This window comes from Candidatus Methylomirabilota bacterium (assembly GCA_035709005.1).
Lineage (GTDB): Bacteria > Methylomirabilota > Methylomirabilia > Rokubacteriales > CSP1-6 > 40CM-4-69-5.
Genome location: DASTFB010000102.1, coordinates 1 through 25,802 on the forward strand (window position 1 = coordinate 1; position 25,802 = coordinate 25,802).

At 71.6% G+C, this 25,802-nt stretch carries 26 protein-coding genes and 1 pseudogene; 10 read left to right on the forward strand and 17 right to left on the reverse strand.

What is annotated here, in order from left to right; genetic code table 11:
• Positions 1–132: 132 nt before the first annotated feature.
• The 10 genes and pseudogenes from VFR64_18685 to VFR64_18730 all read right to left on the reverse strand — a co-directional run bounded on the left by VFR64_18685 (position 133) and on the right by VFR64_18730 (position 6,814).
• Complete coding sequence (locus VFR64_18685; protein HET9491764.1) at positions 133–852, reverse strand: GvpL/GvpF family gas vesicle protein; 720 nt, start codon at positions 850–852, stop codon at positions 133–135.
• Positions 849–1,100 carry a gas vesicle protein gene (locus VFR64_18690; GenBank protein ID HET9491765.1) on the reverse strand — a complete coding sequence of 84 codons (252 nt, stop codon included), beginning with the start codon at positions 1,098–1,100 and terminating at the stop codon, positions 849–851. Before VFR64_18690 ends, VFR64_18685 begins: the two co-directional genes overlap by 4 nt.
• Complete coding sequence (locus VFR64_18695) at positions 1,097–1,885, reverse strand: GvpL/GvpF family gas vesicle protein (protein HET9491766.1); 789 nt, start codon at positions 1,883–1,885, stop codon at positions 1,097–1,099. Before VFR64_18695 ends, VFR64_18690 begins: the two co-directional genes overlap by 4 nt.
• A 19-nt stretch (positions 1,886–1,904) precedes the next feature.
• Positions 1,905–2,186: a gas vesicle protein GvpG gene (locus tag VFR64_18700; GenBank protein ID HET9491767.1), complete on the reverse strand. Its 282-nt coding sequence runs from the start codon at positions 2,184–2,186 to the stop codon at positions 1,905–1,907.
• Complete coding sequence (locus VFR64_18705; protein ID HET9491768.1) at positions 2,183–3,043, reverse strand: GvpL/GvpF family gas vesicle protein; 861 nt, start codon at positions 3,041–3,043, stop codon at positions 2,183–2,185. Before VFR64_18705 ends, VFR64_18700 begins: the two co-directional genes overlap by 4 nt.
• Positions 3,027–3,419, reverse strand: a complete 393-nt coding sequence (locus VFR64_18710; protein HET9491769.1) for a response regulator — start codon at positions 3,417–3,419, stop codon at positions 3,027–3,029. The genes VFR64_18705 and VFR64_18710 overlap by 17 nt, the downstream gene beginning before the upstream one ends.
• Positions 3,419–5,590 (reverse strand): ATP-binding protein, encoded by a 2,172-nt coding sequence (locus VFR64_18715; protein ID HET9491770.1) that lies wholly within the window; start codon positions 5,588–5,590, stop codon positions 3,419–3,421. The genes VFR64_18710 and VFR64_18715 overlap by 1 nt, the downstream gene beginning before the upstream one ends.
• A 129-nt stretch (positions 5,591–5,719) precedes the next feature.
• A pseudogene (gene gvpJ, locus VFR64_18720) lies at positions 5,720–5,935 on the reverse strand (gas vesicle protein GvpJ).
• A gap of 3 nt (positions 5,936–5,938) precedes the next feature.
• Positions 5,939–6,298, reverse strand: a complete 360-nt coding sequence (locus tag VFR64_18725; protein ID HET9491771.1) for a gas vesicle protein — start codon at positions 6,296–6,298, stop codon at positions 5,939–5,941.
• Between the two features lie 189 nt (positions 6,299–6,487).
• Positions 6,488–6,814 (reverse strand): RNA-binding protein, encoded by a 327-nt coding sequence (locus VFR64_18730; protein HET9491772.1) that lies wholly within the window; start codon positions 6,812–6,814, stop codon positions 6,488–6,490.
• Positions 6,815–7,151: 337 nt separating this feature from the next.
• On the opposite strand from VFR64_18730, the gene VFR64_18735 reads away from it, so the two are divergent.
• On the forward strand, positions 7,152–7,628 hold the full coding sequence (locus VFR64_18735; GenBank protein HET9491773.1) for a hypothetical protein: 477 nt from the start codon (positions 7,152–7,154) through the stop codon (positions 7,626–7,628).
• A gap of 60 nt (positions 7,629–7,688) precedes the next feature.
• Positions 7,689–7,892: a hypothetical protein gene (locus tag VFR64_18740; protein HET9491774.1), complete on the forward strand. Its 204-nt coding sequence runs from the start codon at positions 7,689–7,691 to the stop codon at positions 7,890–7,892.
• Between the two features lie 9 nt (positions 7,893–7,901).
• Here the strand turns inward: VFR64_18740 and dut are convergent, their stop codons facing one another.
• On the reverse strand, positions 7,902–8,378 hold the full coding sequence (gene dut, locus VFR64_18745) for a dUTP diphosphatase (protein HET9491775.1): 477 nt from the start codon (positions 8,376–8,378) through the stop codon (positions 7,902–7,904).
• An 8-nt stretch (positions 8,379–8,386) separates the two neighbouring features.
• On the opposite strand from dut, the gene VFR64_18750 reads away from it, so the two are divergent.
• Complete coding sequence (locus VFR64_18750) at positions 8,387–9,589, forward strand: CoA transferase (GenBank protein ID HET9491776.1); 1,203 nt, start codon at positions 8,387–8,389, stop codon at positions 9,587–9,589.
• 8 nt (positions 9,590–9,597) lie between these two features.
• Here the strand turns inward: VFR64_18750 and VFR64_18755 are convergent, their stop codons facing one another.
• Positions 9,598–11,571: a cyclic nucleotide-binding domain-containing protein gene (locus VFR64_18755; GenBank protein ID HET9491777.1), complete on the reverse strand. Its 1,974-nt coding sequence runs from the start codon at positions 11,569–11,571 to the stop codon at positions 9,598–9,600.
• A 230-nt stretch (positions 11,572–11,801) separates the two neighbouring features.
• Between VFR64_18755 and VFR64_18760 the strand changes: the two genes are divergently transcribed.
• Positions 11,802–12,209 (forward strand): prepilin-type N-terminal cleavage/methylation domain-containing protein, encoded by a 408-nt coding sequence (locus tag VFR64_18760; GenBank protein HET9491778.1) that lies wholly within the window; start codon positions 11,802–11,804, stop codon positions 12,207–12,209.
• Here VFR64_18760 and VFR64_18765 read toward each other — a convergent pair.
• Positions 12,206–14,770, reverse strand: a complete 2,565-nt coding sequence (locus VFR64_18765; GenBank protein ID HET9491779.1) for a M1 family metallopeptidase — start codon at positions 14,768–14,770, stop codon at positions 12,206–12,208. The genes VFR64_18760 and VFR64_18765 overlap by 4 nt on opposite strands.
• Positions 14,771–14,852: 82 nt before the next feature.
• Positions 14,853–15,716, reverse strand: a complete 864-nt coding sequence (locus VFR64_18770) for a DUF2877 domain-containing protein (protein HET9491780.1) — start codon at positions 15,714–15,716, stop codon at positions 14,853–14,855.
• Positions 15,717–15,759: 43 nt separating this feature from the next.
• On the opposite strand from VFR64_18770, the gene VFR64_18775 reads away from it, so the two are divergent.
• Entirely contained in the window at positions 15,760–16,965 is a 1,206-nt protein-coding gene (locus tag VFR64_18775; GenBank protein HET9491781.1) for a multiheme c-type cytochrome, read from the forward strand.
• A 2-nt stretch (positions 16,966–16,967) separates the two neighbouring features.
• Here VFR64_18775 and VFR64_18780 read toward each other — a convergent pair whose 3' ends face one another.
• The 3 genes from VFR64_18780 to VFR64_18790 form a co-directional block, all read right to left on the reverse strand.
• A complete protein-coding gene (locus VFR64_18780) occupies positions 16,968–17,333 on the reverse strand; it encodes a PilZ domain-containing protein (GenBank protein HET9491782.1) in 366 nt (121 codons plus the stop codon).
• A 77-nt stretch (positions 17,334–17,410) separates the two neighbouring features.
• Positions 17,411–19,024 carry a gamma-glutamyltransferase gene (ggt, locus tag VFR64_18785; protein ID HET9491783.1) on the reverse strand — a complete coding sequence of 538 codons (1,614 nt, stop codon included), beginning with the start codon at positions 19,022–19,024 and terminating at the stop codon, positions 17,411–17,413.
• Entirely contained in the window at positions 19,021–19,422 is a 402-nt protein-coding gene (locus VFR64_18790; protein ID HET9491784.1) for a class I SAM-dependent methyltransferase, read from the reverse strand. The genes ggt and VFR64_18790 overlap by 4 nt, the downstream gene beginning before the upstream one ends.
• A 486-nt stretch (positions 19,423–19,908) precedes the next feature.
• Here VFR64_18790 and VFR64_18795 point away from each other — a divergent pair, with 486 nt between their 5' ends.
• The 5 genes from VFR64_18795 (at position 19,909) to VFR64_18815 (ending at position 25,800) form a co-directional block, all read left to right on the forward strand.
• Complete coding sequence (locus VFR64_18795; GenBank protein ID HET9491785.1) at positions 19,909–20,055, forward strand: hypothetical protein; 147 nt, start codon at positions 19,909–19,911, stop codon at positions 20,053–20,055.
• Between the two features lie 58 nt (positions 20,056–20,113).
• Entirely contained in the window at positions 20,114–21,136 is a 1,023-nt protein-coding gene (locus VFR64_18800) for a methionine synthase (protein ID HET9491786.1), read from the forward strand.
• An 18-nt stretch (positions 21,137–21,154) separates the two neighbouring features.
• Positions 21,155–21,658 carry an NYN domain-containing protein gene (locus VFR64_18805; protein HET9491787.1) on the forward strand — a complete coding sequence of 168 codons (504 nt, stop codon included), beginning with the start codon at positions 21,155–21,157 and terminating at the stop codon, positions 21,656–21,658.
• Between the two features lie 80 nt (positions 21,659–21,738).
• Entirely contained in the window at positions 21,739–22,221 is a 483-nt protein-coding gene (locus tag VFR64_18810) for a thermonuclease family protein (GenBank protein HET9491788.1), read from the forward strand.
• 123 nt (positions 22,222–22,344) lie between these two features.
• Positions 22,345–25,800 carry an indolepyruvate ferredoxin oxidoreductase family protein gene (locus tag VFR64_18815; GenBank protein HET9491789.1) on the forward strand — a complete coding sequence of 1,152 codons (3,456 nt, stop codon included), beginning with the start codon at positions 22,345–22,347 and terminating at the stop codon, positions 25,798–25,800.
• The last annotated feature ends 2 nt before the right edge of the window (positions 25,801–25,802 follow it).

Here is a 25,802-nt window from a genome sequence, read left to right on the forward strand (position 1 = left end):
AGCGCGCGGTCTGAGCGGCGACCTGGCGCTCGAGCTCGGCCCGGAGCGGGTGGACGGCGGCGCGCGTGCCAGGTCGGCGTCGCTTCATGCCCGCCCGGGCTCGGGACTTCACCGGACCGCGCTTGCCGCGCCTCACGGCGAGTCCTGGGCGGCCATGGAGCTCTGATCGTCCACCGCGGCCGCGGCGAATGCATAGGGCGGCCAGGGGCCGCTGGCTCGCATCCTGAGCGGCCTGAGCTGCGGGCGGGCCCGGGCAAGGCTCGCCCGATAGCGCGCGCTCGTGCCGCGCGGCACCAGGTGGTGGACGCTCACCAGCAGCGGCGACCGGTCGTGGCGCTCCACGCGCTCGGCGCGAACCAGCCGGCCCAGCGCCCGGCGCAGCGGGGCGAGCTCGGGGGCGGTGCTGGCGCGCTGATGTGCGTGTAGACGGCGCGCGAGATAGCGGGCCCCGGGTCCGAGGGCCTCCAGCGCGCCAGCGGCGGGCTCCTCGACGCCGGCCGTGGCGCTCCCGTACACCCGGAGCGTCATCTGCTCGCCCCCGTCGACGAGCGAAAGCGCCTCGCGGAGGCCGGGGGCCCGTCGGCGCAGCCACTCGATGAGCGCCGGCTCGTCGCGGACGACCGACCCGAAGCGCGCCGGGAGCACGGCGGAGGCGCGACGGGCCAGGCGTCTCACCACCGCGTCGTGCGCGCGAAGCGCGGCGACCTCCACGGCAGGAGGATCGGGCAGCGTGCCGGTCACCGCGATGAGGTTCGACCAGCGCGCGAGCTCGAGCGGCTCGCCGCCCAGGCCGACCCCGAGCGCGCCGGGGGCCGGCGCCCTCAGCACCGCGTACAGGTAGCGTACGCTCACGGGCGTGCGCGCCGCGGAGGGCGCCGGCGGCGCTGCGCCCGGCGCAGGCCATCGGCCGCGCACAGCAGCGCGGACAGGCGCAGATATACGAGGTCGACGCCGGCCAGGCCGAGGACGACCTCGCCGTCGACGACGATCCCCTTGTTGAGCACCTGATCGACGAGGTCCAGGAGGCTCGGGCCGGCCCCGTCCAGGAGGGTATCAAGCCCGGCCCGAGGGCGAGACAACGCGGCCCGCCGAGGCTTCATCGGCTCCCCGCGACGAACGTGTAGGCGGGCCACGGACCGCTCACCGTGGCCCGAACGCCGGCCCGGGTGAGATCGGGCAGGAGCCGTTTCACGGCGGCCCGGAACCTTGCCGCGCGAGAGACGGGCACCAGGAAGGCCGCGTCGAGCAGGATGCGGACGCCGCCGGAGGCTTCGGCGATGGGCTGCCGACGCGACTGGTCGGCGAGCCGGGTGAGGCGCCGGTAGAGCTGGTCGGCCGCCCTCGCGGCATCCTGCCGGCGCCGGGCGACGAGCTCGCGAAGCTCCAGCTTGCGAAGCAGGAAGGCCGTGCCGCGGCCGCCGGTCGGCGCGCGCCCGGAGCTCTGGCGTCCTGCCCGGACCTCGTCCTCCGACCACGTCACGCGCACGCCCCACTCCTGGCGTCCCCCGATGCGGCGGGCCAGCCGGCGCAGGCGTCCCCGCTGGCGCCTGACGTGGGCCAGCGCCCGCTCGTCGCTGGCGAAGAGGGTGAAGAGCTTCATGGGGATCACCGTGGCGGCCCGGGAGAAGTGCTCGACTACGCCCTGGTGACTCATCGCGCAGGCCGACACCCACCGGAGATCCTTGAGCCCGCGCTCGATCGGCGCCGAGCCATAGCGGTTCAGCGGGGCGTCGGCCGTGACGAGCCACAGATCGTCGCCGGCCTCGAGGACGCGGACGTTGCTCGTGCCGGGCAAGCCGCGGGGCGCGCTGCGGAGGGACGGCGGTCGCCGGTGGTGGACCAGACAGTAGAGATACGTGGCACTGCCGTCGGCCGCCTTCACCATCGAGCGCGGGCCCCGACGATTACTCCTCGTCCCAGGTACGCGCCTCCACGCCGGTCACCTTCATGTCCCCGGGCGCCGGCTGCCCGCTCTGGGCCCGGAGCTCCCGGAGCCGGGCCAGGAGGGTCCGCTCGAGCGCGGTGAACTCCTCGGCGGACAGCTCGCCCAGCTCCAGCTGCATCTGCGCGGCCAGCAGCTCCTCGCGCAGCCGCTGCTCGTCGTCGAGCTCGGCGTCCACGGCCTGGGCGATCTTGCTCAGCACGAACTTGAGGCCGCCGACGAAGAGGCTGTCGAGGATGATCATGACGTGGCCTGCGCGCGCTCGAGCTTGAGGCGGATGTTGACGAAGTTGTACGGGGGCCACGGCCCCGTGTACCGGAAGGTGAGGGTGTCGTAGTGGGCGCCGATCTTCTTGACCCGGGCGTCGAAGGCCGGCTCCTGCTCGCGGGTCACCAGGAACGCGGCGTTCATGATCATGCGGTCGCCGATGGGCTTGTTGGCGCGGGAGGCCACGCAGACATCCCGGAGCTGGGCGAAGATCTCGCTCACGTAGCGCTCGGACCGCGCTTGCAGCGCGTGGTCGATCATCCGTCCGTACTGGACCCGGGCGAAGTACGTCGAGCCCTTCTGCGAGGCGATCTCGTTCTTGAGCCGGCGGATGTCCTCGTCGTCGCGCTCGATCTGCCGGATCACGACGTCGCGATCCCACAGGACCTTGAGCCCGAACTCCAGCTTGTCCGCCATCTTCGCCAGCACGTCGTGGAACGCGTGATAGGCGCTGCGCAGGAGCTCGACGATGTCCTCCCGGGTCTTGAACACGGTGCCGAAGGACATCGGGATCACGGTGTGGCGCTGCATCACCGTCTCGCTGACCCGCTCGTGGGCCAGGACGTTCTCGCGCGTGGGATCGTAGACCTCGATGGGCGAGTCGGAGACGACGGCCGCGATGTCCTTGTAATTGATGGTGTGAACCTCGGGGGACCCGGCCCCGATCCCGATGGGTCCGAAGCGCAGCGGGTCGGTGGCGTTGATCACGCAGTAGACGTACTTGCCCAGGTGGTCGACCGGCGCCGCGGCGTCCCGTCCCCGGCGCCGCGCGCTCGCGGGCGACGGCCGCCGCGCGGGTCTGACCGCGGCCCGCCCCTTACGCTTGCGTTTCATGTCTCTCGTTCTCCAGCAAGGCTCTGATCTCGACGACCAGCTCTTCGGGCAGACAGGGTTTGGTGATGAAGGCATCGCAGCCCGCATTGCGGGCGCCCTGCGAGTACCCCTCCAGGGCGTGACCGGTCAAGGCCAGCACGGGGATGCCCTTCGTGCGGGGGTCGCTCTTGAGCCGGCGGGTGGCTTCCCAGCCATCGAGCCCCGGCAGGGACAGGTCCATGACGATCAGGTCGGGCGACAGTTCGAAGGCGCGGGCCAGCGCCTCGTGGCCCGTGGCCGCTTCCGCCACCTGGTAGCCGACGTGCTCGAGGTAGAGCGCGTACATCTCCCGGTTGTCCGAGAAGTCGTCGACGAGCAAGATGAGGGGCCGCCCCATCACCGCGACACCGAACGGGGCAGGACCAGCGTGAACGTCGAACCCTTACCGGGCGCGCTCTGCAGCAGGATGTGCCCGCCCAGGACCGCGGCCAGCCGACGGCAGATGGCCAGGCCGAGCCCGGCCCCCCCGTACGCGCGGGAAGGCGAGTTGTCGGCCTGATTGAAGTCTTCGAAGATCCTGCTGTGATCGGCTTCGGCGATCCCGATGCCGGTGTCGGCGACGGCGATGAGGATCTGATCACGCTCGTCGTCGCAGGCCGCCGAGAGCGTGACCGTGCCTTCGGGGGTGAACTTCAGGGCGTTGGTCACGAAGTTCAGGACAATCTGCTTCACCTTCGCCCGATCGCTCTGCACCAGCGGCAGCGGCGCCGCGATCTCCTTGCTGAGCATCAGCGGGGCATGGCGGAGCATCGGCTCGACCTCGTGGATCACCTCGGTGATGAGCTCGGGCAGGGCGAACTCGGCGGTATGGATCGGCATCTTGCCGGCTTCGATCCGGGTGAGGTCGAGGATGTCGCTGATCAGGTTCAGCAAGTGGCGGGCGCTGGAGTCCACGCGGGAGAGGCCCTTCTTCTGCGGCTCGGACACGGCCCCGAGCACCCCCTGCAGCAGCATGCTCGTGTACCCCAGGATGGCGTTGAGCGGCGTCCGGAACTCGTGAGAGACGTTGGCCAGGAACTGGGACTTCAGCGCCGAGGCCTGCTCGAGGGCCAGGGCCTGGCGGCGGAGCAGCTCGTTCTGCCGTACGAGCTCGGCGGTGGCCTGCCGCACCTTCGCCTCCAGCTCGGTGGAGGCGCGCTTGACCTGCTCGTAGAGCCGTTCGCGCTCCAGGGCCACCGTCTCGTCGTGGAGAATGATGACCACGCCGATCAGCTCCTCGTGCGCGGAGCGAACCTTCCCGGCGACGGCTTCGTAGGGCACGCTCCGGCCGGTGGCCGGATCGATGAGGTCCACCGCGCCCCGGTAGCGGACGCTGTCACCGGCCACCAGGCAGCTGGCCACGAACGAGCCGATGTGCGCGTCGTTGGACTGGATCCGGGCGGTGACGTCGCCGGCGGCCCGGGGGCCAACGGTGAAGAGATGCTCGGCCGGATCGTTCATCAGGATGATGGCCCCGCCGGGGTCGGTGACGAGGACGGGGTCGGCCATGGCGTCGATCACGAGGCGCAGACGGTCGCGCTCGGCGCGAACGTCTGCCTCGGCGAAGCGCAGCCGGCGATAGTTCGCCTCCAGCTCTTCGCTGGCCGTGCGGAGGTCCGTCACGTTGTGCAGGACGGAGACGACGCGCCGCCCCGGCGCCTGCTCGCCGCCGGGGAGATCGCTGAGGACGGTGCTGATCAGCTCGAAGAGGAGGTCCGAGCCGTCGACGGGATCGACCAGGAGCAGCTCTCGCCGGGTCGGCTCGCGTTGGCCCAGGGCATGGCCGGCCAGCGCGGCGGAGAAGAGCATGTTGTTCAGGGCCACCGCCCGGCGCCGCCCCTCGCTCTCGCCTTCGACGCTGCCGAACAGTGACTCCGCCCGGCTGTTGCTCAAGACGATGCGGCCCTCTGCGTCGGTGAGGACCACGGGATCGGGGACCGCCTGGATGACGCCCTCGAAGAGGCCTCGCTCGCGCTCGAACCGCTTGCTTGCCGCCACGGCCCGGTGCGTGCGCTCTAGCCGTGCGAGCGTCGGTCCGAGCAGTCTGGCCAGCCACTCCGCCTCGCGCCGCGTGGTGTCGCCGGGCGGGCTGACCAGCAGCAGGCCGCTGGGCTCCCAGGAGCGGGAATCGCCGTCGGTCAGGGGGACGGCCAGCAGCGGAGCGCGGCCTCTGAAGGGGGCGCTCGCGCCGGGGCCGCCTCCGTTCAGCGAGATGAGGTGAGCTTCACCCCGCAGCAGCGCGGCGGCCAGGGGATGCCGCGCCCTGCCGAGATCCGCGACGAATCGGCTGGCGCGCACGGGCGACATGCCGAGGCCGGCGACGCCCACGAGCCGCGACCGCTCGGAATCGCGCACGAGGCAGAGCCCCTGCCGCACGCCGGCATGGGTACGCAGCCACTCCAGCGCCGACTGCGCGCACGCGGCGGGCTCCTCGCAGCCGAGCAGAAACTCGGCGAGGGCCAGCCGGGGCGGGCTTCCGTCGGCCCAGCCCGGGCGCGGGACGGGGCGAACCGAGGGACGAGTCGTCACCGGCTAGACGCGGGCGGGCCGCCGCCGCCGTCGGAGCAGGACGGCACCGTCGCTGGGCCCGTTGGGCGCGAGCTGGGCTCGGAGCGCGGTGTTTTCAGCGGCGAGGGACGCGGCCGTGCGCCCGTCCACGGCGGCCGGCCGGGACGCCGGAGCCACGTGGCCGACGGCTTCGGAGTACTTCAGATACGTGTCGATCGAGGCCACCACCACTCTGGCCTCGACCGTGATCAGGTCGATTCCCACCAGCGACACCCGAACCCAGGCGTCGATGACGATCCCCTTGTCGAGGACGCGATCGAGAACGTCGATCAGACTGGTGCCGCCTGACGCGCGCTCCACGGCCATCGGTCATCCTCCCTGCACGGACGCTCGGTTGCGTTGTCGACGGGGGCCGTTGCGGCGGCGCTGCGCGGCGAGTGCCGCCACCTTGCGTTCCAGGATACGGAGCTGCCGGCCCAGATCTTCGGCATCGCCCGGTGTCCGCCGGCCGGGCGCGAGATAGCGATCGTGCTTCCACCAGTCCAGGCCGATCTCTTGCGCTTTGTCGATCGAGCAGATGATCAGCCGGATCCGGATCGTGAGTAACTCCACTTCGGCGAGCGACACTTTGATGTCGCCGGCGATGGCGAGGCCCTTGTCGAGCACCCGGTCGAGGACATCGACGAGGGTACTGGCGCGGTAGTGAGTAGCGGGAAGATCGGCGCGCATCGCGGGATCCGAGCGGAAGTATAGATGGAGCGAGCCGTCCCGGAAAGGGCGACTTTCGCCCGCCGGTGGGGAATCGTTTTCTGACGGGAGCGGTCGCCGGTGCGGCGGAGGGACCCCCGATGTCAGATCGTCACATCGGCCCCTGAGACACCACGGGGGACGGCATCGCCGTCCCCCGTCGCTGCCGATCTAGCGCCAGCCGCCGCCGCCGCCGCGGCCGCCGCGGCCGCCACCGCCGTAGCCGCCGCCCCGGCCGCCGCCGCTCTCAGCCTTGGGCTTGGCGACTTCCACCTTCAGCCGGCGGCCGTCCAGCTCTCGGCCATCGAGCTCGCGGACCGCCTTCTGGGCGTCCTCCACCGTTTCCATCTCGACGAACCCGAATCCTCGCGAACGGCCCGAGAACTGATCGGTGACGACGTTGGCCGAGACCACCGTCCCCGACTGGGCGAAGAACTCACGTAGCCCCTCGCTGGTGGTGTTGAAGCTGAGACCGCCGATGAAGAGTTTTTGCGCCATGGTGGCGCCTCCTGATGCATCTTCCGCCTTGGTCTGAGCGTCTCGGAGCGCGGAAGGTTACTTGAGACGCCGTCTGACGAGGGTGACTCGGGGGTGAGCCCACAGCCGAACCAGACGGGCCCAGCTTACGTGAAAGCCCGCGCGTGCGCAATCGGCGTGGCGGGCCGGCGGTTCGGGACAGATTGACTCGCGCCGGGCAACCCCTTGTCACTCCCCGACGGGCGCGCGCGCTCGGCGCCGACCTTAACTGCCGGGCCCGGTTGAGAAAACGATTCTTCTCAGATTTGGCACCGCGCTCGCACTCCTTCGGGCCGCCATGTTCTCCAAGAAAGATTCCGTGCTCACCAGGACACGCAGCACGATGGGGCACCTGCCCCTGCGCCGGCTCATGCTCTGCGTCGACTGCGAGGTGTGCTTCGAGATCGGGGCGACGACCTGTCCGGCCTGCGGCAGCAACATCTGGGTCCCGCTGGCCCGGTTTCTCGAGGCCGCCCACCGCATGCGCCGGAGCGCCGACGCCACGAAGGTTCCCGCCAACCGCCGGCCGGGGGCCCGCCAGGTGCTCATCGTCGCGAAAAACCGTGTGAAGCTCTACCAGTACATGCGGCGGGCGTTCCAGGGGAACGAGAGCGTGCGGGTGCTCCTCGATCAGCGGGCCGGTGAGCGCCGCCGCTCTTCCAGCTCGGCTCCCGAGGCCGAGCGCCGGCAGGGTGACCGCCGTCAAGCCCGCCATGTCGACGACCTCCTCCGGGTCCTGGGCTGGGCCATCGTGCTGCAGGACGTCTCTGAGCCCCGGCGCCCGTCCACCCGCTGACCGCCCTCGCCGGCATCGTCTTTGCTCCGTAGCGCAAACGCACGGAAAGGAGGACCCCCCGTGATTGGCAGCCTGATCTTCGGTGCCCTGCTCGGCGGTGCAGCCGTCTGGTTCTACCGCGACCAGATGAGAGCGTACCTCGACGACAAGACCCGCTCCGCCCGCACCCGCGCGGCGGACACCCTGCAAGCGGCTTCCGAGAACTTGCAGGGCTCGAAGGAGACGATGGAGGGCGGGCTCGGCAAGGAGCGCCGGATCCGCTGACCGACGCGCTCAGGTTCCTGTCGACCCGAAGCCGCCACTGCCGCGCCCGCTCGGCGGGAGTTCCTCGCTCTCGCCGAGCTGGGCACGCTCCACTCGCTGGATGACGAGCTGGGCGATGCGCGTGCCCCGTTCGAAGGTCACCGGCGCCGCATCGTGGTTCACCAGGAGCACCTGGATCTCGCCGCGGTAGCCGGCATCGATCAGCCCGGGCGCATTGAGCACGGTGACGCCGTGCCGGAGCGCCACCCCCGAGCGCGGCAGCACGTATCCCGCATAGCCGGCCGGGATGGCGACGGCGATCCCGGTGGGGACGAGGGCGCGGGCGCCGGGCGCCAGCGTGACTTGGGACGCCGCCAGCAGGTCCAGACCGGCGTCGTCGGGGTGGGCGTACGTGGGCAGCGGCAGGTCGGGATCGAGACGGCGGACCGGCACGCGGACCAGGTCAGAGCCTCCCTCGTTGGGATTTGGCGCGGCGGATAGTAGCATGGTCAGCCGTGTCCGACGCCCTGACCGGCATGACGGTCGTCGACCTCGCCACCTTCCTCGCCGCCCCGATGTGCGCGACATTGCTCGGGGAGTTCGGCGCCGAGGTCATCAAAGTCGAGCAGCCGGGCGGCGGCGACGACCTGCGCCGGCTGGGGCGGGCGGTCGCTCCCGATGCCTCTTCTTACTGGTGGTTCGTCGAGGCCCGCAACAAGAAGTCCATCACCTGCAACCTGCGCTCGCCGGAAGGCCAGGCCCTGGTCAAGCGGCTGGCGGCCGGGGCGCACGTCATGGCCGAGAACTTCCGCCCGGGGACGCTCGAGCGCTGGAACATCGGCTGGGAGGCCCTGTCCGCCGTCAACCCGGCCCTGGTTCTGGTGCGGATCTCGGCCTTCGGACAGACGGGTCCCTATCGCCAGCGTCCAGGGTTCGGCCGCATCGCCGCCGCTGTCGGGGGCCTCGCCTATCTTTCCGGCTACCCCGACCGGCCTCCCGTCACGCCCGGCACGCCGACCGTGCCCGACTATCTGGCCGGCGTCTTCGGGGCGCTCGGCGCGCTGATCGCGCTGCGCCACGCCGAGCGCACGGGACAGGGCCAGGTGGTAGATGTCGCGCTCTACGAGCCGATTCTCCGCGTGCTCGATGACGCGATCGCCGTGTACGGCCGTACGGGCCACGTGCGCGAGCGTATCGGCTCCGGGACCGAGAGCGCCGTCCCCCACAACCACTATCGGACCGGCGATGGGCGATGGATCGCCATCGCCTGCACGAACGACCGGATGTTTCTCCGCCTGCTGACGGCTATGGGGCGGGCGGATCTCGGTGCCGATCCGCGGGTTGCGACGATGCCCGCCCGCCTCGCGCACCGGGCGTTCGTGGACGAGCTGGTGTCCGTCTGGGTGGCCGAGCGGGACGCGGCCCGCACGCTCGAGATCCTGGCGGCGGCCGAGGTGCCGTCGTCGCCGGTGATGAGCGTCGCCGACCTCTTCACGGATCCCCAGGTGCAGGCGCGCCACAACATCGTGTCCATCGCGGCGGGCGCGCTGGGAGCGCTGGCCATGCCGGGTGTGGTGCCGCGCCTCACCGCGACGCCGGGCCAGATCCGCTCGGCGGGGCCCGCGACGCCGGGCGAGCACAACGAGGAGATCTACTGCGGCCGGCTCGGCCTCGCCAGGGCGGAGCTCGGGCGATTGCAGGAGCGCGGGATCGTCTGACCGGGATGTCAGTGGGCGCTGCGGCTCGAGCGCTCGACCCGCCCGGCGTCGGTGGCGACCACCATCTCGCTGAGCTGGCGCAGGATCTCCTTGGTGAGCAGCGGGCGGTTGTGGATCAGCCAGTCCAGACGCTCGGCCTTGATGACCAGCAGGTCGACGTCGGTCTGGGCCACCGCTCCTGCCGAGCGCGTGCCGGACTCGCGGAAGAGCGCCATCTGCCCGAAGAGCTCGCCCTCGCCCAGCGTCGTCAGCACCCGCTCGGTGCCGTCGAATTGCCGGCGGATCTCCACGGTGCCGGCGTGGACGACGTACGCCTCGCCGTGCGGATCGTCGCCCTCCCGGAAAATCGTCTCGCCGGCCTTGACCTTGCGACGCTCGACGTCGCCGAGGGTGAGGTTCTTGTAGATCTCCAGGCCGATGGAGGGCAGCGACGATTTCGCCTCCACGGGCAGCCGGGCGTTCGTCCAGCCGCCCAGGCCGCCCTTGAGGACGCGGGCGTTGACGTAGCCGCGCTGGCGCAGGAGCCTCGCCACGCGGGCGCTCGTCTGCTCCTCGCGGCTCGTGCAGTAGGCCACGATGAGCTGCCGGGGGTCGGCGTCGAGCTTGATCCGCCCGCTCTCGGCCTCCTCGGGCTCGAGCCGCACGGCCCCGGGCAGCTTCAGCGGGCTCGTCTCGTAATCCGTCTTCGTCCGGGCGTCGAGCAACAGCGGATTCACCCCGTTCTCCATGAACCCGATCACCTGAGCGGGCAGCACGCGGTAGCGGTTGCGCCACCACCGTCGTCCGGCCATGCCCCCAAAGGCGCCGACGCTGAGCAGCGTCACGCCGATCGTCGCCCACGCCCAGGGAAAGCCGCGGGGCGGAGGGTTCTTCACCTTGAAATCTGCCTCGGCCAGGACCTTCTTGACGTCGGTCAGATTGGGTAGCAGGCGGTTGGCCTCCTCGAAGCGGGCCAGCGCCGTGCCGTAGCGTCCGGCGAACAGCGCTTCGAGCCCGGCCACCCACAGCGGGCTGAAGCGGCTCTCGCCCGGCTGCACACTGGTGCCGTCGAGAAACTTGAGCACGTCGCCGGCCGGGATGAGGAAGTTGAAGCCCTGCACGATGGCTCCACCCCCCGGCGAGAGGGAGACGGCCGTGATCACGCCGACCAGGGAGGCGTCGCTGCCGATGGCCGGTCCGCCGCTGTTGCCGTGGCTGGCCGGGGCATCGGTCTGGATGAAGTCCTGGCCGATGGCGTCCTTGGGGAAGCCGGACACGGCGCCGTTGGTGACCGAGGCCTCCGGCATCATGCTCTGGCTCAGCAGCTCGTGGGACAGCACCACGGCGGGGAAGCCGAGGATGTGGACCGGATCGCCGATCTTGGCGTCCCGGGTGGAGATGGGAAGCGCCGGGTAGGGCCCCGCGGGCACGCGCAGCAGGGCCAGGTCCCGCCCGGAATCGGGCACCGGGCGATTGCTCGCGTCGAGCAGCACCGGCGGGCTGAACTTCCTCACCTCGGCCGGCAGGCGCGTGCCGTTCGAGAGCAGGACCGTCAGCGAGGGCCGCGCCGTGAACTCCATCCGGGGCATCGCGCGGTCGGTGGCGGCGCGGCGGATCCGGTCCTCGAGCTCCGGGCTCTGGCCGCGCATGAGCCGCCGGGCCTTCAAGGCGGGGTCGACGCAGGCCTCCTCGATCGCCTTCTTTTTCAGCTCGTGGGACACCCAGGGGGGCAGGCGATGGACCGGATCGACGACGTGGGCGTTGGTGATCAGCCAGCCGCGGCCGTCCACGAACCAGCCGGTACCGGTCTCGATGAACGGCGCCGGCTTGACGATGACCGGCCCCTGCCCGCAATCGAGCGAGACCTCCGCGTCGACTCGAGCGGTGATGAGCGTGACGGCTGGCTTGGCGCGGAGGATTGCCTCCTGCACGGTCAGGGCGTGGCCCGCACCAGGCAACGCGAGTCCGGCGATGATGACGAGCGTGCCGAGCCAGCGTGACATCGTCCGCACCCTACCATGGAGCCCGAATGCTCTGCACAGCCCGGGCCGAGACTCGCGGGGGGTGACGTGTCCTGTCACGTCGCTGACGGTTTTGGCAAGCCCCCGCGGGGGTTTGGTGTAGCCCCAGGCTTCACTACCGAGATTCTAACAGCTTGATTTCGCTGAGGTGATTCAAGTTTTACCGGTCTGGCATCGCCGGTGCACCACCAGCGTCCTGGAGGCGCTGAGCCATGATGGGGCTGTGGAGTCGGATCCTGAGCCGGATGCGGGACCGCCGCGGCTTCACGCTCGTGGAGCTGATCATGGCCGTGGCGATCATCGCCATCCTCGCCTCGATCGCCATCCACCTTTATGTGAACCTGGCCGCCAAGACCCGGCTGACGAAGGCCCAGAGCGAGGTCCGGACCATCGCGACGGCCGTGTCGGTGTTCGAGGGTCACATGGGGGCGCTGCCGCCGAACCTGGGCGCGCTCACGGCGCCCGCCACCAATGCAGCCGGCATGACGGCCGGACCTTTCCTGGCCCAGGTGCCCACGCCGCCCGGCGGGATGTGGACCCCTTACGTCTATCTCCCGAACCCCGACGGGACGTTCGCGGTCACGGTCTCGGGAGAGGGCAACACCATCAGCTTCCCCTAGAAGCGCGCGAGGTAGCGCGCCAGCGGAGGCGCTTCCCGCTCTCCCAGCCGGACGGCGACCCGCAGCTGCTCGAGGTATTGCTCGAGCGTCCGGCCTCCCAGGTGGATCTTGCGCTCGGTGAAGAAGGCATGCACGTCCCGTTCGAGCTCGGCCGCGGCCAGGCCGATCACGCCCTCGCACATCCGACGCAGTCCGTGCTTGGGGAAGATCCGGTCCATCTGCTCCCAGCGGTCCTTGACGAACTGCCAGGCGCGCTCGCGCGCGTGCACGCTCATGAGCGCGGCTCGCAGCACGAACGGGCCGTCCTGGGTGCGGACCTCTCCGTTGACCGTCCGCTCGAGTGTCTGGGCGACGAGCTCGGGCGGCCGGAAGCCGATGAGCGCGTAGAGGTAGCGTTGCTCTTCCTGGGGCGTGGCGGCGGTGCGGAAGCGCTGCAGGAACTGGGCGTAGCGACTGGCGTCGCCGGCGTGGGCCAGGATGGCGATGAGGGCCGGCACCACGCTGGCATCCACGGTGGTGGGGTCCCGCAGCCACTCGGCGTACAACTCGGCGGCGCGCGCCTGGGTGACGGGATCGTTGCCCAGCGTGCCCATCGCCCGCAGCACGTCGGCGCGGAGCTGTCGCGTCAGGTCGTCTTCTCCCTCGCGGGGGGCCCAGCCCAGGTCGGACACGATGGGGGCGAGCAGAGCTCGGGCGAAGGCTTCCAGCCGCGGGCGGTCGGTCGGGCCGAGGACGCGGTTGAGCGTCCCCAGCGAGGCCAGCAGGAGTGTCCACACGTTGCGGTCACGCTCGCCGTGGAAGCGGGTCGCCAGATCCAGGTACTCGGTGGCCGGCATGAGGCCGGCGGTGACGGCGGCCCAGGCGTCTGACACGAGGTTGAACCGCTCGATCGGCGCCAGGGTGTCGAGCCGCTGCACCAGCGCGTCCAGGAGATCGCCGGCGTAGCGGACCCGATAGAAGCCGTGCCCGCCGGCGTTCACAAGCGCCCACTGGAACCCCCGGGGCAGGGCGATTCGGGTCTCGGCATCCGTCAGCAGCAGCCGTTCGGTGGCCGTGCCGCCCGATGCTCCGAGCTGGAGCTGCACCGGAATCTGCCAGCGCTGGTCCCGGCCGTCCGCCGCCGTGGTGAAGGGCGGAGGCTCCGGCAGCGAGGTGAAGCGTTGCTGGGAGAGCACGAGGTGGGTGCCCTCCCGGCGGGCGCTCACCAGCGGGAAGCCCGGCTTGAAGACCCAGGCGTCCATGACGGCGGCGATGTCCGCTCCCGAGACGCGGCCCAGCGCGGCCCACAGGTCCCCGGTGTCCGCGTTGGCGTAGCTGTGGGCGCGCAGGTAATCACGGACGCCCGCCCGAAAGACGTCGGCCCCGAGGTACTGCTCCAGCATGCGCAGGACGGAGGCGCCCTTCTCGTACGTGAGCACGTCGAACATCGCGTCGGCATCCCGGGCCGCCCGCACCGCGTACTCGATGGGGCGCGTCGACCAGAGGCCGTCCACGGTGAACGCGGCCGTCCGAGAGACCCCGAAGGTGTTCCAGCGCTTCCACTCGGGCTTCCAGGCGTCCACGGCCAGCATCTCCATGAACGTGGCGAAGGCCTCGTTGAGCCAGATGCCGTTCCACCAGGACATGGTGACCAGGTCGCCGAACCACATGTGGGCATTCTCGTGGGCGACGACGTCGGCGATGCGCTCGAGCTCGCTGTGCGTGGCCTGGCGCTCGTCGACCAGGAGGGCCGTCTCCCGGAAGGTGATCGCGCCGAGGTTCTCCATCGCCCCGGCGGCAAAGTCCGGGATGGCCAGCAGGTCCAGCTTGTCGCCCGGATAGGGCAGCGCGTAGTACCGCTCGAAGAACGCCAGCGACGCCGCTGCCACCTGGAGCCCGAAGCCGGCCAGCCGGCGCTTGCCGGGCACGCACCAGACGCGGACCGGCGCCTGACCGACCGGCACCGGGTCGGTGGCCTCCAGCTCGCCGACCACGAACGCGACCAGATAGGTGGACATCCGGATCGTGTCGGCGAAGGTGACGACCTTCTTGCCGCCTGCGATCCGCTCCCCCGTGATGCGGGTGTTGCTGACCGCGGTGAGCGCGGGATCGATCACGAGGGTGGAAGCGAACACGGCCTTGAAGCTCGGCTCGTCCCAGCACGGAAAGGCCCGCCGGGCGTCGGTGGCTTCGAACTGGGTGGCGGCCAGTGTCCGGGTCGCTCCGCTGGCGTCCTTATAGGTGCTGCGATAGAAGCCGCGGAGCTTGTCGTTGAGCGTTCCCTGGAAGGCCAGACGGAGCTGCCAGGTGCCCGGGCCCAGCGGCTGCTCGAAGGCGAGGCGGCACCGCTCGAGGTCCTCCTCCAGGCTCACCGCAGCGCGGTACGTCGCGCCGGCCCCGCCGGTGACGACCGCCTCGGTGATCTTCAGCTCGGCGGCGTTCAGCACGATCTCCGCGGTCGCTTCGGTCACCTCGAGGGTGACGACCTCCGAGGCGGCGAAGCTGGCCGTGGTGAGATCGGGCTCGAGGCGCAGCTCGTAACGCGTGGGGGCGACGTGGCGAGGTAGCCGGTACGGATCCACCGTGTTGACCTCCCGGGTGAGCGATGACCGCGCTCCCACTCTACTCCAGGAGTGGACGCGTGTGCGGCCGCCGTCGTCCGTTTCATGTTGATTCGTCCCCGACCGAGCGTGCTGCAGCCGCGGTGCGATCCAAAGCGGCTGCTCCCAGCACGCCGGCGAGCAGACCCGCCAGCAGGTCCCACCCGGAGGAATGGCCGATCCGGGTGAGCCGGCCGGCGGCTACGATGGCGCTCGAGGTGGATCCGGCCGCCAGGGCGCCCGCGAGGTCGTGGAGCGGTTCGTAGCCTTCGCCCGCGAGCAGATCCGCCAGCAGCACGGCGCTGATGGGATGGGTGCGGGCGCGGGCGACGGCCCGGAGCCGCGCGGCCGCGCCGGCCCAGTCCTTCGCGGTCCGATCGTTGCTTCCGAGCAGCGCGCGCGCGAAGAAGGCGCCCCCGACGAAGTCGTCGCCGGCGGGGGTCAGGCCCGGCCCCAGCCCGATCAGGCCCTCGGCAGCGAGGGCAGCCGCGGCCGGGTCGTCCTCGGCGCACGCGCGAGCCAGAGCCGTGGCCGCCTCCCTCGCGCCGTCGAGGGGAAAGGCCGGGACCCGGCCCAGCAGCAGCACGCCGAGGCCCGCGGCCTGGCCAAGCCTCGGCAGGACGCTGCGCAGCGCGCGGCAGGCATCCGCCAGCCGGGCGCGGTCGGCGCGATCCACCGGCGACGGCCGCCAGACGGAGGCCTGCGAAGCGTCCAGGCTCACGCCCTCGAGCTGATCGGGCAGGCGGGGCACCAGGACGGCACGGGGGTGCAGGCTCGCACCCGCCCGGCCGAGCCAGATGAGCTCACCGCCCGCCGCGAGGTAGGCGGATGCCGAGAAGGCTCCGATCGGGTGTATCGCGTCGGCACGCGCGAGGGCGACCTGCGCCCGCCAGCCTATGCAGAGGACGGTCAGCGGGGACGGAGCCACGGGGCGGAGGCTACCACGTGGCCTGTCCTGATAAGGTGAGGCGGTGCGCCTCACTCGGCTCGCGGCACTGGCTCTCTCGCTGAGTCTCGTCGCCGCCGCGCCCGGCGAGCGGACCGCCGTCGAGGAGTTCGTGCAGCGCCACTGGAAGACCCCGCTGGCCGAGCAGGGGCCCGCGCCGGCAAGGTTCTCCCCGCTCGAGGCCTCGCTGCACCCCGAACAGTGCGGCGCCTGCCATCCCGCGCAATACGCGGACTGGCGCACGAGCTGGCACGCCGCCGCGATGGGACCGGGAGTGCTGGGGCAGGTGCGCGAGATGCTGGCGAGCTCGCCGGCCCAGGCGCTGTCCTGCCTGGGCTGCCACGCCCCGCTCGCGGAGCAGGCGCCCGTCGTTCGGGCGGCCGAGGAGTTTCGTATCAATCCCGTGTTCGAGGCCGATCTCCTCGGCAAGGGATTGACGTGCGCGGGCTGCCACGTGCGCGCGCACCAGCGCTTCGGACCGCCGCGGCGCGATGGCACGCTGGAGAGCCCCGGACCGCGGGAGCGTCTGCCCCACGGCGGCGCCACCCGGACGGCGGCGTTCCTGGCGGCCGAGTTCTGCCGGGGCTGCCACCAGTTCGACTCCCGGGGCCTGGCTCTCAACGGCAAGCTTCTGGAGAACACCTACGAAGAGTGGAAGGCCAGCCGATTCGCGCGCGCGGGCGTGCAGTGCCAGGACTGCCACATGCCCGACCGCCGCCATCTCTGGCGCGGCATCCACGATCCCGACATGGTTCGGGCAGGGTTGACGATCACCGCCGAGGCCGGTGCGGCCCGCTACCGCGTCGGCGACACGGCGATCGTCACCCTCCGCATCGCCAGCACGGCCGTCGGCCATGCCTTCCCGACGTACGTGACGCCGCGCGTGGTCGCCGCCATCGAGGTGGTCGATGCCGCGGGCCGGGCCGTCGAGGGCAGCCGGGTCGAGACGGTGATCGGTCGTGAGGTCTCGCTGGATCTCTCGCGCGAGCTATCCGACACGCGCCTGAGCCCCGGGCAGAGCGCGAGCCTGGTCTATCGAGGACGGGTCGAGCGACCGGGCCTTCGCGCGCGGGCCAGCGTGACGGTGTACCCGGATGCCTTCTACACCCGCTTCTTCGAGGCCTTGCTGGCCCAGGGGGCCGGGCAGGGCGCCCCGGAAATCCGGCAGGCCCTGGAACAGACGCGCCGCTCGTCCTTCAGGCTGTTCGACACGGAGCTACCGCTGAGCTGACCTCAATCGGGCAGGCGCTCGCCCGGCCACGCCCAGAACAGAAGGTCCACCTCCGGCTCGGTGAACCTGAGCCCGTGCCGGAACGGGGCGCTGGGAAGGGGCGCGAGCTGGGAGACCCATACGACGGTGGCGGACTTTTTTATCTCGCGACGAGCGGGCGCCTCGTCGCTCGTCGGCAGGAAGGCCAGCTCGATGGCAGAGCCGGGGCGCAGCGACTCGGGCAGGACGACCGATGCGCCTTCCATGCTGACGTCGCCGGCGACGCCCGCGGAGTAGCCCCACGCCGGTTGCTCGGACTCCTGAGAGTACTTGACCAGGACCGGCGCATTGCACGACAGCCGGAACGTCCGGCGCTCGCGTAACGACATCCCGCCTCCTCGAAGGGTCTCCAACCCTAACAGGCGACGCCCGGGCCTGCCAAGGGGAACGCGCTGATGCAATTTGCCTAGCAGCCAGCGGCGGCGCCGTCGGCCCTGGAATCGGACCCCGCCGCCAGGTCATCCCCTTCGAGCCGAATCACCTGGGCGTGACCCATGAGGTCGCTCCAGGCCTCGACGACACGGACATCGTGGCCGCGCGCGCGCAGGGCGTCGGCGACGTCAGGGGCGAAGCGGGCCTCCAGCCTGAGCGCGTGGGAGCGCTCGCCCCAGGTTCGCCCGTAGAGCCAGCGCGGGGCGTCGACGGCCGCCTGCGGTGAGAGCCCGCGGAGGACCATGCGTGTCAGCACCGCGGCCTGCGTCTGGGGCTGGCCGTCGCCACCCATGGTGCCGTACACGATGCGCGGGCGGCCCCCGACCAGGTACATGGAGGGAATGAGCGTGTGCGCCGGGCGCTTCCGCGGGGCCAGGCAGTTGGGATGCGCGGGATCGAGGGAGAAGGAGGCGCCCCGGTTCTGCAGCAACACGCCGGTGTCGCCGGCCACCACGCCGGCCCCGAACTCGTGGTACGTGCTCTGGATGACGACCACCGCGTTGCCCGCGGTGTCGGCGGCGACGACGGCCACCGTGTCTCCCGCCGCCGGCTTGGCCACCGGCGGCGCGGCCAGGCGGGAGATGGCCTGACGTCGGCGGGCCAGCCGCTGGGGATCCAGACAGAGGTCCACCGGTACGGGAGCGACCGTGGGATCGGCCAGATAACGGTCGCGGTCCTCGAAGGCGAGCTTCGTGGCCTCGACGGCCAGGTGGACGTACTCGGCGTCGTCGACCGCGTCGAGCGGGAAGCCCGCGAGCAGGCTCACGATGGCCAGGGCGGCGAATCCCTGGGTCGGTGGCGGGGCGCTCGCCACCTCGCCGTCGCGATAGGGCACGCGCAGCGGATCGACCCAGTCGGCCCGGTGCTCGGCCAGGTCGGTGGCGCGCAGCGGGCTTCCCGCCGCCGCCGCACCGGCGGCGATGCGGCGGGCCAGAGCCCCCCGATAGAACTCCTCGGCGCCGCCCTCGGCGATGGCGGTCAGCGTCGCCGCCAGCGCCGGCTGCGCGAACCGATCGCAGGCCAGCCGGTCCGGGTGGTAGATCGGCCACAGCGAGCGCTTGATCTCGTCGGCCGCCTCGTCGGCGAAGAGGGCGGCGGCCTGGGCCGTCACCCGCCGCTGGCCGGCCGAAACGGCGAACCCCGAGCGGGCGTGGGCGATGGCGTTCTCGAACAGCGCGCTCCACCGGATGGGGGAGTGCATCCGCTCGCGGCTGGCCACGTGCGCGTCCCACCACCCGGAGACCGCGCCGGGCACCGTCAGCGCCGCGGGCCCGCCGCGGGTGGGAAGCGCGGAGCCGTACCGGGCCCGGTAGCTCTCGGCGTCGACGGCCGCCGCCGAGCGGCCCGCGGCATTGAGCACGCGCAGCGTCGCGTTGCGCGCATCGAACACCAGCCAGAAGCTGTCGCCCCCGACGCTGTTCATGTGCGGGTAGACGACGGCGATCGTGATGGCGGTGGCGATGGCCGCATCCAGCGCGTTGCCTCCCTGGCGGAGGATCGCGCGGCCGGCCTGGGAGGCCAGGACGTGGGGCGAGGCGACCAGCCCTCGCTGAGCGGGCGCCTGGGGCCGGTCGGCGGCGCGACTCACGGCCCGGTCAGGATCGCGGTTCCATCGTCGGCCGCGAGGCCTTCCCTGGCCAGCATCTCACGGGGCAGGGCCACCACGCCCGGAGCGGGGTCGAGGCCGCTGACCCGATGGCCCCGCTCGAGCAGCGCGATGAGGTCCCGTCCCGTGCCGCAGCCGATCAGGAAGATCCGGTCGTCGGGCTTCAGCGCGTGCCCGTACAGCTCTTCCCAGGACATGAGCCCCGACAGAATCGCCGCTTCGTGGCGGCCGAAGTCGGCCCAGGCGCTGGCGATGCCGTGTCGCAGATCGGAGAGTCGCAGGATTCCTGCGGCGAGGTACATCGCGGCCCGTGCGGAGAGGTCCAGACCTCGCGCGGCGCCCCACAGCAGCGTGTACGGCACCGCGCGCCCGCCGGACATGGCTGGATGATACTCCGCGCCGTTCAGAAAACGCCGGGCGTTCGTCGACCGGCTCCGGGCGCGGAGCCTGCTGACGGTCGGGGCGGCCCCCCCAGGCGCGGGCCGTGGCCGGGCATGGGTGCCGCCTGCGCGGCCATGATGATGAAGAACTCCTGAGGACCGCCGGCCTCGTGCCCGATCTGACCGGCTGGCTGTTCGACAAGACCGCATCCCCCTGTCCGTGCACATCGACCTGACCATGCGGTGCAACGAGCCTGGGACAGTACTGCGAGATCCGCGCCCTGGCCGACGGCCTCGGTGTCCTCTGCGGGTTCGATCCCATGATCACGGCCAGGAACGACGGGGACGCATCGCCGGTCGCGCTCCGGATCAGGCCGGCCGACCTCGAGCGGGTCCTGCGAGATCCGCTGGTGAACCCGGATGCGGGCGCGACGCCGGCGGGCGGGTGCCCGCCGCAGCGTCCCGATCCCGCCGACATTCCCTGCGGTGCCTCCCACAATGCCTCACCGGCTGGCCGACGCGCACTCGTGGAGCTTCGACCTGGCCTACGATCGGGCGACGCTCTACGCGGGGCCCGGCGGCGTTCACGTGGATCTGCACTGGTCGCTGGGCGACGCGGATCGGCGGCCCTGACCCTGCGCGCGGGCTGGCGTTGCGCACGGCCGGGGCCCGCGGCTACCATCGGCACCGCATGCTGCCCACCACCATCGTCGGCAGCCTTCCCAAGCCACGCTGGCTGGCCGAGCCCGAGCGGCTGTGGGCGCCCTGGCGGCTGGCGCCGGAGACGCTCGCCGAGGGCCGGCGCGACGCCGTGCTGGTGGCCCTCAAGGAGCAGGAGGCAGCCGGCATCGACGTCGTCACCGATGGCGAGCAGACCCGCCAGCATTTCGTCCACGGATTTCTCGAGTCGCTCGAGGGCATCGACTTCGGCCGGCGCGTCACGATCGGCATCCGCGCCAACCGATACAAGGCCGAGGTCCCCACGGTGACCGGGCCGCTGCGCCGTCGCCGGGCCGTGCACCTGGAGGAGATCCGCTGGGCCCGCGCCCACACCGAGCGGCGGCTGAAGTTCACCATCCCCGGTCCCATGACGATCGTCGACACGCTGGCCGACGAGCACTATCGCGACCGGGCCAGGCTGGCCCTGGAGTTCGCCCGCATCATCAACGAGGAGGCGCGGGATTTGGTGGCGGCCGGGCTCGACGTCCTGCAGCTCGACGAGCCGGCGTTCAACGTCTACATGGACGACGTGGCGGCGTGGGGCATCACGGCCCTCGAGCGGGCGATCGAGGGGCTCGCCTGCGCCACGGCCGTTCACATCTGTTACGGCTACGGCATCGACGCCAACATCGAGTGGAAGCGGACCCTGGGCTCGCAGTGGCGGCAGTACGAGAAGACGTTCCCGCTGCTGGCGGGCAGTCGCCTCGACGAGGTCTCGCTGGAGTGCGCCAACTCGCGCGTCCCCCTGGAGCTCGTCGAGCTGCTGGCGGGCAAGCGGGTGGCCGTCGGGTGCATCGACGTGGCCACGCACGAGATCGAGACCGCGGAGGCCGTGGCCGCGACGATCCGGCAGGTGATGCGCCACGTCCCGCCGGAGCGGATCTCGCCGAGCACCAACTGCGGCATGGTGCCGCTGCCCCGCGATGTCGCCCGCGGCAAGCTTCGCGCGCTGGGCGCCGGCGCCCGTCTGGTCAGGCGCGAGCTGGCGGGCTGAACGCCGCTCCGCCGGGCGATGCGCTGGCTCATCGACGGCTACAACGTGATTCGCGCCGATCCCGATCTGCGGGCCGTCGAGGCCCAGGGGCTTCCGGCCGGCCGGGCCGCCCTGCTGCGCCTGGTCGCCGGGGCGGCCGGCCGCGCCGGCGACCTGTTCACCGTCGTGTTCGACGGGGCGCCGATTCCGGGCGCGGCCGCGCCGCCGGGCCGGCTGCAGGTGGTGTTCTCGCGCCCGCCGCAGCGGGCCGACGACGTCCTGGTCCGCATGGCACGCCAGTACGGTAACGGCGCCGTCGTGGTCAGCTCCGACCGGGCCGTCCAGGACGCCGCGCGCCGGGCGGGCTGCGCCGTGCTCGGCGCCCCCGAGTTCCTGGGCGGGCTCGCGAGCCCGGCCGATACCGCCGAGACCGCCGACGACGCGGAGCCCGATCGCGCCGCTCCCAAGCGCGGCAACCCGCGTCGGCCTTCCAAGCGCGCCCGGGCCGCGGCGCGCGCGCTCAAGCGCCTGCGCCCGCGCTGACCGGCCTCGCCGGCGCCTGCCGGCGCCCCTGACGTATCCATAAATTGACACCGGACGGGGCGTCGTGACACCGTCGCCGCATGCTCCACCGGCTGCGGCTCGTCGTCTGGCCGCTGCTCGCCCTGCTCCTCAGCGCTGCCGCCACGGCGGCCCAGCCGGGCAGCGTCCCGAGCGTCGTCGTGCGCGTGGTCGACGGCGACACCATCCACGTGCGCGTCGACGGCCGGCTGGAGCGGGTCCGCTACATCGGCATCAACACGCCCGAGCTGCACCATCCCGCGCGCGGCGCCGAGCCCGGCGGGCAAGAGGCGCGGGAGGTCAACCGGGAGCTCGTCGACGGCCAGCCGGCGCGCCTGGAGCTCGACGCCCAGCGGCGCGACCGCCACGGCCGGCTGCTGGCCTACGTGTGGGTGCGCGGAGTCATGGTGAACGCCGAGCTCGTTCGCCGCGGCTACGCTCAGGTGATGACGGTGCCGCCCAACGTTCGCTATCAGGAGCTGTTCCTGACCCTGCAGCGCGAGGCCCGCCAGTCGGGGCGCGGGCTCTGGGGCGGCGCGTCGTGAGGCTGTCGGCGTGACGGTGTCCGGCCCCGTGTTTGCGCCTGTCGGCGCGGCCCCGTATCATACGAGCGACCCGTCTCACTCACACGGACGGTCAGGTTTGGAGGGACGGTGGTCACACCTCACGTGAGAGCGTTCACGCTCGAGGCGAAGTATCGCACCGAGGAAGGAACGATCTTCCTGTCCGGCATTCAGGCGCTGGTCCGGCTTCCCCTCGACCAGCACCGGGCCGACCGGCGGCGGGGCCTGCGCACGGCCACGCTCATTTCCGGGTACCGCGGCTCGCCGCTGGGCGGGCTCGACCAGGCCCTCGAGCGCAACGGGTCACTCCTGCGCGAGCACGACGTCGTCTTCGTGTCCGGCGTCAACGAGGACATGGGGGCGACCGCGGTCTACGGCAGCCAGCTCGCCAACCTGTTCCCGCGGCCCCGGTACGACGGCGTCCTCGGCATGTGGTACGGCAAGGGGCCGGGCGTCGACCGCACCGGCGACGTCTTCAAGCACGCCAACTACGCCGGCGTCGGCCGCCACGGCGGCGTGCTGGCGCTCGGCGGTGACGATCCGCTCTCGAAGTCCTCGACGATCCCCTCGCATTCCGAGGTGGCGTTCTACGACGCGCTCATGCCCGTGCTCTTCCCCGGCAACGTGCAGGAGATCCTGGACCTGGGGCGCCTGGGCTTCGAGCTCTCGCGCTACTCGGGACTCTGGGTGGCGTTCAAGATCGTCACCAACGTGGCCGACGAGATCTCCACCGCCGAGATGTCGGCCGACCGCATCGTCGTGCGCGACCCCGGGTTCGCCTTCGAGGGCCGCCCCTGGCAGGCCCAGCAGGCGCCCATGCTGATGCCGCCGTTCGGGCTCGAGACGGAGCGGGTCATCCAGTACGGGCGGCTGGAGGCGGCCCGGGCGTTCGCCGCCGCGCACGGGATCAACCGCATCACGGTGCCCACCGCCGATGCCTGGCTCGGGATCGCCGCTCCCGGCAAGACGTACTACGACCTCCGCGAGGCGCTGCGCGACCTGGGCCTCGACGAGGCGGCGCTGCGGCGCTACGGGGTGCGGCTGCTCAAGATCGGCATGCTCTTTCCCCTGGAGGCCGGCATCGTGCGGGAGTTCGCCCGGGGCCTGGAGGAGCTGCTCGTCGTGGAGGAGAAGCGCGCCTTCACCGAGCTGTTCATCCGCGACATCCTCTACAATCAGGCCGAGCGGCCCCGGGTGGTGGGTAAGTTCGACACGGCGGGCGCGCCGCTCGTGCCGGCCAGCGGGGAGCTCGATGCCGACCGCATCGCCCAGCTGGTGGCCTCGCGACTCGAGCGGCGCGTGCACCTAGAGTCGGTCACCGCCCGCGTGGCCCTCCTGGAGGCGCTGCGCGAGCGGCCGCAGCCGATCACGCTCGCCCGCCAGCCCTATTTCTGCTCGGGCTGCCCGCACAACCGCTCCACGACCGTGCCGGAGGGCTCCATCGCCGGGGCCGGCATCGGCTGCCACGGGATGGCGCTCTACATGGACCGCCAGACGATGGGCCTCACGCACATGGGGGGCGAGGGCGGGCAATGGGTGGGCATGGCGCCGTTCACCGAGACGCCGCACATCTTCCAGAACCTGGGCGACGGGACGCTCTTCCACTCGGGTTCCCTGGCGATCCGCCAGGCGGTCGCCGCCGGCGCCACCATCACGTTCAAGATCCTCTACAACTCGGCGGTGGCCATGACGGGCGGGCAGAACGCGGCCGGGGCCCTGCCCGTCCCGGACCTGACCCGGGCGCTCGAGGCCGAAGGCGTCAAGCGGATCCTGGTCGTGACCGACGAGCCCGGGAAATACCCGCGCGGGACGCGGTGGGCCACGGGCGTCGAGGTGTGGCACCGGGACCGTCTCGACGAGGCCCAGCGCCTGCTGCGCGAGACGCCCGGCGTGAGCGCGCTGATCTACGATCAGCGGTGCGCCGCCGAGAAGCGCCGGCTGCGCAAGCGCGGCCGGCTCCCCGACCCGGCGATGCGGGTCTACATCAACGAGGCGGTGTGCGAGGGCTGCGGCGACTGTGGGGTCAAGTCCAACTGTCTGAGCGTCCATCCCGTCGACACCGAGTTCGGGCGGAAGACCCAGATCCACCAGTCGTCGTGCAACAAAGACTACTCGTGCCTCGACGGCGACTGTCCCTCGTTCGTCACGATCGTGCCCCGGGGCGCCTCGCGCCGAAAGGAACATCCGGCGTTCACGGTGGAGCGCGAGCTGCCCGAGCCCGTCCTGCGCGTGGGCCGGCAGTGCAACGTCTTCATGACCGGGATCGGCGGCACGGGCGTGGTCACCGTGAACCAGATCCTGGGCACCGCCGCGCTGCTCGACGGCAAGCACGTGCTCGGGCTCGATCAGACCGGCCTCAGCCAGAAGGGTGGCCCCGTCGTCTCGCACCTGAAGATCTACGACCGCGCCGAGGAGGTGTCCAACAAGGTGGGGGCCGGGGAGGCCGACGCCTACCTGGGCTTCGACATCCTGGTCGCGACGTCGGCGCAGAATCTCGACCACGCCAGCCCGGACAAGACGCTGGCGGTCGTGTCCACCAGCAAGGTGCCCACCGGGGCCATGGTGACGTCCACCGAGGTGCAATTCCCCGAGACGGCGGGACTGCGGGCCAGCGTCGATCGCGTGAGCCGCAAGGACGACAACGTCTTCCTCGACGCCCTGGCCCTGGCCGAGCGCCTGTTCGACGATCACATGGCGGCCAACCTGATCGTCCTGGGCGCCGCCTATCAGGCGGGCGCCATTCCGGTCAGCGCCGCCGCCATCGAGCAGGCGATCACCCTCAACGGCGTCGCCGTGCCGATGAACACCCAGGCCTTCCGGGCCGGACGCCTCGCCGTGGCCGACCCCGAATGGGCTGCCGGCGTGGTGGCCAGGCGCCCGGGGGCCGCGCCCATGGCCCAGGCCCTCACCGCGGAGGCGCGGGCCCTCGTCGATAGTGTTCCGGCCGACGCCGAGCTGCGCCGGCTGCTCGAGGTCCGCGTGCCCGAGCTCGTCGCCTACCAGGACGCCCGGTACGCCCGCCAGTACGTCGAGTTCGTGCGGCAGGTGCGGGAGGCCGAGCAGCGAGCCCTGCCGGGCGAGAGCCGCCTCAGCGAGGCCGTGGCCCGCTACCTCTTCAAGCTCATGGCCTACAAGGACGAGTACGAGGTGGCCCGGCTGCACCTGCGTGACGATCTGCCCCGGCGCCTCGCCGACGAGTTCCCGGACGGGGTGGAGGTGCACTACCGCCTCCACCCGCCGTTCCTGCGGGCCATCGGCTTGCGCAAGAAGCTGAGGCTCGGAACGTGGTTCGACGTCGTCTTCCGCCTGCTCGTCAGCCTGCGCGGCGTGCGCGGGACCGCGCTCGACCCGTTCGGCTATGCTCGCGTGCGTCAGGCGGAGCGCGAGCTGATCGGCGAGTACCGGGCCCTGGTCGACAAGGCGCTGGTGGACCTGTCCGAGACCGGCTACGAGCGCGCCGTCGCGCTGGCCCGGCTCCCCGACCTCGTTCGTGGGTACGAAGACATCAAGCTCGGCAACGTCAAGCGTTTCCGCGAGGCGGTCCGGGCACTGGGGTTTTAGCG

Bases quoted from the DNA above. Each gene is read 5' to 3' on its own strand.
- VFR64_18695 (HET9491766.1), bottom strand. From the start codon at position 1,885: ATGGTGAAGGCGGCCGACGGCAGTGCCACGTATCTCTACTGTCTGGTC.
- VFR64_18705 (HET9491768.1), bottom strand. From the start codon at position 3,043: ATGAAACGCAAGCGTAAGGGGCGGGCCGCGGTCAGACCCGCGCGGCGG.
- VFR64_18690 (HET9491765.1), bottom strand. From the start codon at position 1,100: ATGAAGCCTCGGCGGGCCGCGTTGTCTCGCCCTCGGGCCGGGCTTGAT.
- dut (HET9491775.1), bottom strand. From the start codon at position 8,378: ATGCTACTATCCGCCGCGCCAAATCCCAACGAGGGAGGCTCTGACCTG.
- VFR64_18755 (HET9491777.1), bottom strand. From the start codon at position 11,571: ATGTCACGCTGGCTCGGCACGCTCGTCATCATCGCCGGACTCGCGTTG.
- VFR64_18800 (HET9491786.1), top strand. From the start codon at position 20,114: ATGCTGCCCACCACCATCGTCGGCAGCCTTCCCAAGCCACGCTGGCTG.
- VFR64_18805 (HET9491787.1), top strand. From the start codon at position 21,155: ATGCGCTGGCTCATCGACGGCTACAACGTGATTCGCGCCGATCCCGAT.
- VFR64_18810 (HET9491788.1), top strand. From the start codon at position 21,739: ATGCTCCACCGGCTGCGGCTCGTCGTCTGGCCGCTGCTCGCCCTGCTC.
- VFR64_18730 (HET9491772.1), bottom strand. From the start codon at position 6,814: ATGGCGCAAAAACTCTTCATCGGCGGTCTCAGCTTCAACACCACCAGC.
- VFR64_18710 (HET9491769.1), bottom strand. From the start codon at position 3,419: ATGGGGCGGCCCCTCATCTTGCTCGTCGACGACTTCTCGGACAACCGG.
- VFR64_18760 (HET9491778.1), top strand. From the start codon at position 11,802: ATGATGGGGCTGTGGAGTCGGATCCTGAGCCGGATGCGGGACCGCCGC.
- VFR64_18700 (HET9491767.1), bottom strand. From the start codon at position 2,186: ATGATCATCCTCGACAGCCTCTTCGTCGGCGGCCTCAAGTTCGTGCTG.
- VFR64_18725 (HET9491771.1), bottom strand. From the start codon at position 6,298: ATGCGCGCCGATCTTCCCGCTACTCACTACCGCGCCAGTACCCTCGTC.
- VFR64_18780 (HET9491782.1), bottom strand. From the start codon at position 17,333: ATGTCGTTACGCGAGCGCCGGACGTTCCGGCTGTCGTGCAATGCGCCG.
- VFR64_18790 (HET9491784.1), bottom strand. From the start codon at position 19,422: ATGTCCGGCGGGCGCGCGGTGCCGTACACGCTGCTGTGGGGCGCCGCG.